The organism is Syntrophorhabdaceae bacterium, assembly GCA_028713955.1.
Lineage (GTDB): Bacteria > Desulfobacterota > Syntrophorhabdia > Syntrophorhabdales > Syntrophorhabdaceae > UBA5609.
On record JAQTNJ010000132.1, the window covers coordinates 1 to 7,187 of the forward strand.

9 protein-coding genes are annotated in these 7,187 nt (G+C 47.7%); 7 read left to right on the forward strand and 2 right to left on the reverse strand.

The genetic code is table 11. The annotated features are described in order from the left end of the window. The 7 genes from PHU49_11115 to PHU49_11145 all read left to right on the forward strand — a co-directional run. Positions 1 to 1,200 (forward strand): TonB-dependent receptor (locus tag PHU49_11115; protein MDD5244552.1); only part of this gene is annotated, 1,200 nt, incomplete at its 5' end. 1 nt (position 1,201) lies between these two features. Continuing rightward, the gene (locus PHU49_11120; GenBank protein MDD5244553.1) at positions 1,202 to 1,912 is read left to right on the forward strand and encodes a radical SAM protein; all 711 of its coding nucleotides are present in this window, start codon (positions 1,202 to 1,204) and stop codon (positions 1,910 to 1,912) included. After that, positions 1,909 to 3,276 (forward strand): ABC transporter ATP-binding protein, encoded by a 1,368-nt coding sequence (locus tag PHU49_11125; protein ID MDD5244554.1) that lies wholly within the window; start codon positions 1,909 to 1,911, stop codon positions 3,274 to 3,276. The genes PHU49_11120 and PHU49_11125 overlap by 4 nt, the downstream gene beginning before the upstream one ends. Beyond that, on the forward strand, positions 3,273 to 3,647 hold the full coding sequence (locus PHU49_11130; GenBank protein ID MDD5244555.1) for a hypothetical protein: 375 nt from the start codon (positions 3,273 to 3,275) through the stop codon (positions 3,645 to 3,647). Before PHU49_11125 ends, PHU49_11130 begins: the two co-directional genes overlap by 4 nt. 9 nt (positions 3,648 to 3,656) lie before the next feature. After that, positions 3,657 to 4,445, forward strand: a complete 789-nt coding sequence (locus PHU49_11135) for an energy-coupling factor transporter transmembrane component T (GenBank protein MDD5244556.1) — start codon at positions 3,657 to 3,659, stop codon at positions 4,443 to 4,445. Then, entirely contained in the window at positions 4,442 to 5,062 is a 621-nt protein-coding gene (locus PHU49_11140) for a hypothetical protein (protein MDD5244557.1), read from the forward strand. Before PHU49_11135 ends, PHU49_11140 begins: the two co-directional genes overlap by 4 nt. Before the next feature lie 135 nt (positions 5,063 to 5,197). After that, on the forward strand, positions 5,198 to 5,401 hold the full coding sequence (locus PHU49_11145; protein MDD5244558.1) for a cold-shock protein: 204 nt from the start codon (positions 5,198 to 5,200) through the stop codon (positions 5,399 to 5,401). A gap of 11 nt (positions 5,402 to 5,412) precedes the next feature. Here the strand turns inward: PHU49_11145 and mazG are convergent, their stop codons facing one another. Both mazG and PHU49_11155 read right to left on the reverse strand, forming a co-directional pair. Beyond that, the gene (mazG, locus tag PHU49_11150) at positions 5,413 to 6,168 is read right to left on the reverse strand and encodes a nucleoside triphosphate pyrophosphohydrolase (protein MDD5244559.1); all 756 of its coding nucleotides are present in this window, start codon (positions 6,166 to 6,168) and stop codon (positions 5,413 to 5,415) included. A 353-nt stretch (positions 6,169 to 6,521) separates the two neighbouring features. After that, positions 6,522 to 7,187 (reverse strand): hypothetical protein (locus PHU49_11155; GenBank protein MDD5244560.1); only part of this gene is annotated, 666 nt, incomplete at its 5' end.

Here is a 7,187-nt window from a genome sequence, read left to right on the forward strand (position 1 = left end):
AAGGCGAAGATCAAGGCATCTGCGGGGCTCAACCAGCATGAAGATAACTGGTACGTAACACCGGGCACAACTGCTGCGACCACACGTTCCGGAGGACCCGGAACGGTCTCGTCAACCCCCTCCCGTGCATATAGCGGGGATATGCAGGCCACAGTGCCTTTTTTTAAGAGACATGCCGTCACATTCGGAGGGTCATACAGGTATAACTTTTCAGATACAACGGAACGGGCATTGACGGATTGGAAGGATGAGGATTCCAGAACGAATATAACCTACCGGTCAGGCGGAAAAGACAGGACATATGCCTTTTTTGTACAGGACGAGTTCGCGATACTGAATAACCTTACGGTCTATCTGGGGTTTCGCCAGGACTGGTGGAAGGCCTTCGACGGATACGCGAATGACGTGGGCAAGGCGGGTTACCCGAAGCGTTACGCGTCAACAGAGTCGTCATCGTTCAGTCCAAAGGCATCAGTCGTATACAACCCGTTCTCACAGACTATCGTGAGGACATCCGTTGGGAAGGCATTCCGCCCCCCGACATTGTACGATCTTTACAGGACGTGGACCTCAACATCGGGTACTACCTATGCCGGTAATCCTGATCTGAAGCCGGAAAAGGCCCTATCCTGGGATTTCGGTGTTGAACAGCGGTTCTTATACGGGATCGGGATGAAGGCAACCTATTTTGAAAATTATATCGAGGATATGGTCTACGGCAGGACTGTAACGGCGACACTGCAAGACAAGATCAACATCGGCAAGGCAGAGGTGAAAGGTATTGAGATAGAAGGAGAGAAAAGATTTGATGGCGGCATAAGGATCTTCGCCAACTATACCTATAATAACGCCAGGGTCAGGGAAAACGATGTAAAACCGCTGACAGAGGGAAAGCGCCTTGCCATGGTGCCGGCGGAGATGTTCAACCTCGGATTCGATCTGGAAAAAGGGCCTTTTACGGCGCGGATTGTCGGCAGGTATGTCGGCAAACGGTACAGCGACGACGAGAACAGAGACAGGACAAACAACGTGTACCTCTCATACGACCCGTATTTTGTTGCTGACGCGAAGATATCATGCACGCTGATGAAATATGTTACACTATCGCTCTCTGTGGATAATATCTTTGACAGAGACTACTATTCGTCATACAAGGCGCCGGAAAGGACATGGTTCGGAGAGGTCATACTGAGGTTTTGAGATGAACGTTCACCGTATAACATATAACCCTGAGCTGAATTCATGCAGCCTGTACTTCATCGGTTGCAATTTCCGCTGTATCGGATGTTACTGGAAGAAGATCTATCCCCGGGTGAATTTTAAGGAGATCAGATTTTTAAATCTCCGGGAAGTGATTGAGATCCTGAAGCCCGTATCGCCGAAACGGGTTATCATAATCAGCGGCGATCCTGTTGAAAATGACGAATTTTCCATATTGCCAAAGAGGTTGTACGACGAGTTTGCATGCGAGGTACGGCTTCTCACCAACGGGTTCATATTGCCGTCCCTTGAGGGGCTGAGGCACGTCTCCATGTCGATAAAGGCCCTGCGTGATGATATCCATATCCAATATACCGGCAGATCGAACAGGCAGTCACTTGAAAATTTCAAATATCTTCATGAGAACAACGTCGGGCTTTCTTCGTCGAGTGTGTATATCCCGGGTTTTATAGACAAGGATGAGATCCTGAGTATTGCCGGATTTATAGGAGGGATCGACAGGGGCATCCCGTACCGTATTATCGGGTATATGCCTGTTAACGGCCTGCAATACCGCAAGCCTTCCTACGCGGAAGTAAAGGAGGCTGCAGACGCGGTGAACGGCAATCTCCGGAATGTTGTTTTTTCAGACCCGACAGAGCAGAATTATACAGGTATCGTAGATCTGTTTACCAACAATCTGAAAAAATGATAACAATAAGAAACTTTACCTATGCCTATCCAGAGGCCCGTACGCCGGCGCTTCAGGATATAAACCTGGATATCCGCGACGGAGAGTGCGTCCTTATTGTCGGTCCGACAGGTTCAGGAAAGACAACGCTTCTCTATACATTGAACGGTCTCATACCTCACGTCCTTGGCGGAAGGACAGACGGAGAGATAAGAATAAATGGTTTTTCCCCGGGAGAACTGCCGGTCAGGGAGATATCGCGGTTCGCAGGAACCGTATTTCAGGATCCTGAAAGCCAGATATTTATGCTGAAGGTCGCCGATGAGGTTGCCTTTGGTTGCGAAAATCTCCTGATGCCCGCTGACGAGATTGTGCGGCGCAGCGACAGGGCCCTTGCGGAAATGGGTATGTCGCATCTAAAGGATGCCGAGACATTCACCCTGTCAGGCGGGCAAAAGCAGCGGCTGGTAATAAGCTCCGTATACGCCATGGGCCCGGATATCTTTTTATTTGACGAACCCACGACAGACATCGATACAAAAGGAAGAAAGGAATTTCTGGAAATTGTAAAAGGATTAAAGGAGAGTGGAAAGACGGTCATCGTTGTCGAGCATCAGCATGAAGAGTTTTCCCAACTCGCTGACCGGGTCGTGAGGCTCGAAGACGGGAAGGTCAATGGCAGGGCCTTGCCTGTCCCGGAACACAACACGGCGCCGCGGAGAGAACAGCGCCCGCCGGAGCAGACCGTACATCTGAGGCTGGAAGGTGTTTGTTTCGCATATAAAAAGGGAGACCCTGTACTGGAGGATATCAATATCGAGATCAAGGAAAACGAACTAATAGCTGTTGGAGGAGACAATGGTTCCGGGAAGAGCACTCTTTTGAAGATCATGGCCGGACTTTTAAAGCCTGCATCAGGAGAAGTCCGCATACTTGACAAAACGAATCCGAAAGTCGATGATCTTGTCGGACAGGTTGGTTTTTTATTCCAGAACCCTGATGAACAATTATTTACAAATTCGGTAGAAGAAGAGATATTGTTTGGTCCAAAACAGATCGGCAAGACCATCGACATAGAAAGATATTTAAGGCTCTGTGGTTTGGAATCAATGAGGGACAGGCATCCGCAAACACTTTCCCGGGGTCAGCGGCAGCTCCTTGCGGTCATATCGATCCTGGCACTGGAGCCACAGATCCTGATCCTCGATGAACCGACAACGGGATTGGATCGAAACAGCTGGTCGAATCTCATGGATCTGCTCAGCTCTTTAACGGAACAGGGGGTAACGGTGGTCTTTGCTACGCACAATATTATGGCCAGGGAGTACGCAGACAGGTATATTCACCTTGACAAAAAATCTTTTAAGAAAGGACAGGGAAAATGATGAAAAAACTCCTTCTCTATATGGGGCGATGGCAGCTCAGCACGTTTACGCTTGCGCCTGTGATCTGGCTGCTTGCCGTCTATGGCATCACGAATTCATGGATAGCGGCATTCATAGGCAATTTCATAGGTTCGTTGATATTCTTCTGGGTGGACCGTTACATATTCAGGTCGGATCATTTTGAGGTATGGCAAACAAAGGAGGGCAGGTGTGACGTCTGCGGGAAACAGGACGTTGTGTGGCGTCTTGTAAGGGCTCCCAGCTACAACAGGATGGCCGATAAACCGGTTTTTCTTTGCATGGAGCATTCAAAACAGAAGACAGACGAACTCAGGGAAAAGGGAATACCGGTAAAAGCGAGAAAAGGATAGGGCGGGTTTGTGAGATATTTGAACGGCGATAGCGTTTTCCATCGCCTCGACGCGCGAACAAAGATATTTTTAAGCCTGACCTCGGCCTGTCTTATCGTTATTCTCAATACGGCAGGCAGTCTCTTCGCGCTCTTCATGCTGCTTTTCTGCGGTTTCTTTTTGATAAGACCTCCTGCATCATATATCAGAACGATGCTGTACCTGATGATCGTGACATTGTTCGCGACATTGATATCACAGGGTTTTTTTTACTACTTTGAGCCGAGGACCCCGATATTTACCATCATCCGCAGCGACACGCCGATAATAGGGAGATTAACCGGAGGTGTATACTTCTACCGGGAAGGCCTCCTCTATGGGGCGATCCAGTCTATGAGGCTGTTTTCCGCAACCCTGCTGAGCATGATCATTGTCATGACTACGTACCCCTCTGATCTTATTCTCGGGTTAAACAAGATCGGCGTCCCTGGAAAGATCGGTTTTATGCTGACAATAAGTATCCGTTTTCTTCCTCTCCTTATGGAGGGGACAAAGAGGATCATCACCGCCCAGAAACTCCGCGGATTACAATTGAAGGGGCTGCGTGGAGGAATAAAGGGGTTCCGTTATCTTATAGTCCCGCTGACTATAGACTGCCTCAGGAAGGCGAGGAGGATCGCCCTTGCAGCAGAGGTGAGGGGGTTTACCGGCAAGCGGACTGAGATAAAAGAACCCAGATTTACATCACTTGATTGGGTTGCCCTTATCGTCATGCCAACGACATTGGCACTCGCGATCTGGCACAGGTTTATACCATGAGCACCTATGCCGGGTCTGTGATCTTTGTTTTTATTCTCGGCGGGATTGTATTTTATATGGCCATGAAGCGGAGGATCATATGGGGTTTTAGTCTTCAGGAGATTGTAACGATAGCGCTTTTTTGCAGCCTTCTTTATATCGCGACAGTGCCCTTTAAGTTTGGGTTGAGCCGCATACCTTTTATCCAGGCACTTATCTTTTCCATACCATTTACGGCGGTGCTTGTAGTCGGTATCAGGCTTGTGCCGAAATGTGGTACGGCGACCCTCATTATTTTCGGTAACAGCCTCCTCTCGCAGATTATTTCACGGGGCATAAATCCCCTGTGGTGGCCATATGCCTTGCTTGCAGGTTTTGTCCTGGAACTCTATTTTTTGATAAGCAGGAATTACCTTGAGACAAAAATAAATGCTCTGGGAGCCGGCCTTTTAAGGGGTTTCGTAGTCTATATATATTTCTATTTCTTTTCCGCCCCCTTCATCTGGCATCTTCATTATGCCTCCTGGTATGTGTGTTTACAAATGATCCAGGGTATTACAGGTTCAGGGGCAGGTGCCTTGATAGGTTTTGCCATCAGCAGACCCATACTGAGCGCCTATCGCCACGGAGGGGTATAGTTTTTATCAGCGGTTGTTGCGGTGTGGATTGTACGTTATTTTTGTTGAGATTTAGCTTGACAGGTTATTTAGAATAGTCATAATATACCCTTTAAGCAGCATGCTTAATCTATTATATGAAAGGAGCTTTGTAGTATGCCAGTAGGTAAAGTAAAATGGTTCAACGATTCAAAGGGGTATGGGTTCATCGAGCAGGATAACGGTGAAGATGTCTTTGTCCACTTTTCAGCCATCAAACAGGATGGCTTCAAATCACTCAAAACAGGCGAAAAAGTAGAATTTGAGATCGTAAAAGGTCCAAAGGGTCCGCAGGCAGCAAATGTAGCGAAAGCCGAATAAAAAGGCAGGGGTTAATCCCCCTGCCTTTCCATATTCTTTATCTCATCCCACAAGTTGTCCATGTCGGTAAGTGACGATTTGGTGACATCTATATTTTTTTCTATATAATTGAAACGCCTTATGAATTTCTCTGAAGTGGATCTCAGCGCGTCCTCCGGATCGATGTTGTGGAACCTTGATATATTCACGATGGTAAAAAGCAGATCGCCGATCTCCTCCTTTATTGCACCGGTATCCTTTGTCTCTTCTGCCTTTTTAAGCTCCCCGATCTCTTCGTGCATCTTTTCATAGATATCTTCGAGCTTTTCCCAGTCAAAGCCAACCCTCGCAGCGCGCTTAGTAATGATATAGGCCCTAAGCAGCGCAGGGGTATTGACAGGGATATTGGAGAGCAGCGAGTAGTCTTCCTTTTCCTCTTTCTTGATCTCTTCCCACCTCATCTGTACAGGTTTTTCAGAGGATTCTTTGAGAAATACATGCGGATGCCTGTTATACATCTTTCGGTATTCTGTTTCAAGGATATCCTTTATGTCAAACCGTTTCTGTTCTTCACAGATCCTTGCGATAAAGATTATGTGGAAGAGAAGGTCCCCGAGCTCTTCCCTGAGCGATTGTGTGTTGTCCTGCTCGATAGCGTCGATGAGCTCGTATACTTCTTCCAGGAGAAAGGTTTTGAACGCGGGAAGGGTCTGTTTTCTGTCCCAGGGGCAGCCTTTTTCCCCCCGCAAGGTTGCTACAAGTTCAACGAGCTTTGAAAACTCTTTCATAAAACCTCCAACTGATATCGTGAAAGGTGAAAGGTAAAAGGTAAAAAGTGAAATGTGCAAAGTGAAACGTGAAAGGTTTTAAACCCTGACACGTCACCGTAGAGCATCGGTGTCGGACTTTCCCCACAAACACGCTCATTCCGCTCCAGCGGCTCCAATCGCTCGCGTTCGGCTTCGGAACTTTTGCTTCGCAAAAGACCAAGCTTCCTCGCCTCACGACGGTTTGCTTGGGAAAATCCGACGCCGATGCTGTAAGTGATGTATTTAGGTTCAACTTATGACTCACACCTTACGACTCACGGATTGCAACGCTGTGCGCCCTGCGCTATGAATTCTTTTCTATGAGCCATGAGCTATGAACTATGAGCCGGCTTTATCTTCTCAACGATAAGGCTCACGGTCTTTCTCATTACCTCCTGCTGTTCTTCAATGATCGCTTTTCCCGCCTCGCCCATCTTTTTCGCGAGTGCCGCATCTTCGAGGATAGCGGTAATGTGTTTCACAATCTCATCGCCGCCGGAGACCACGATTCCCGCTCCATTCCCCGTTACCTGTTTTGCTATGTCCCTGAAGTTTTCCATAAAGGGACCAAACAGGACAGGGGTGCCGAAGAATAAGGGTTCGAGTATGTTTTGCCCGCCATAGGGGGCGAGGCTGCCTCCGACAAAGGCAACTCGGCTTTTTTTGTATATATCAAGAAGGTCACCGACAGTGTCAACGACAACGATATCAATGCCCGCGTGTCCAGGGGGAATCTTTTTCAGAACCGAGTATCTGATGCAGTTGAAAGAGGATGAGAGTTCTTTTTCTATCCTTTCGGTGAGATGTAATTCCCGGGGCGCCACAAAAACAGTGTAATCGGGGAAATGTTTTTTGAGCCTTTTGATAGTGTCAAATATTGTATCAAGCTCTTTTTCCCTGACGCTGCCATAGGTTATGACCTTTTCTTTATGAGAGATATCATCGGAAGGCACTATGGATTTTCTGTAATATTTGATGTTGCCGGTATTGATCACCTT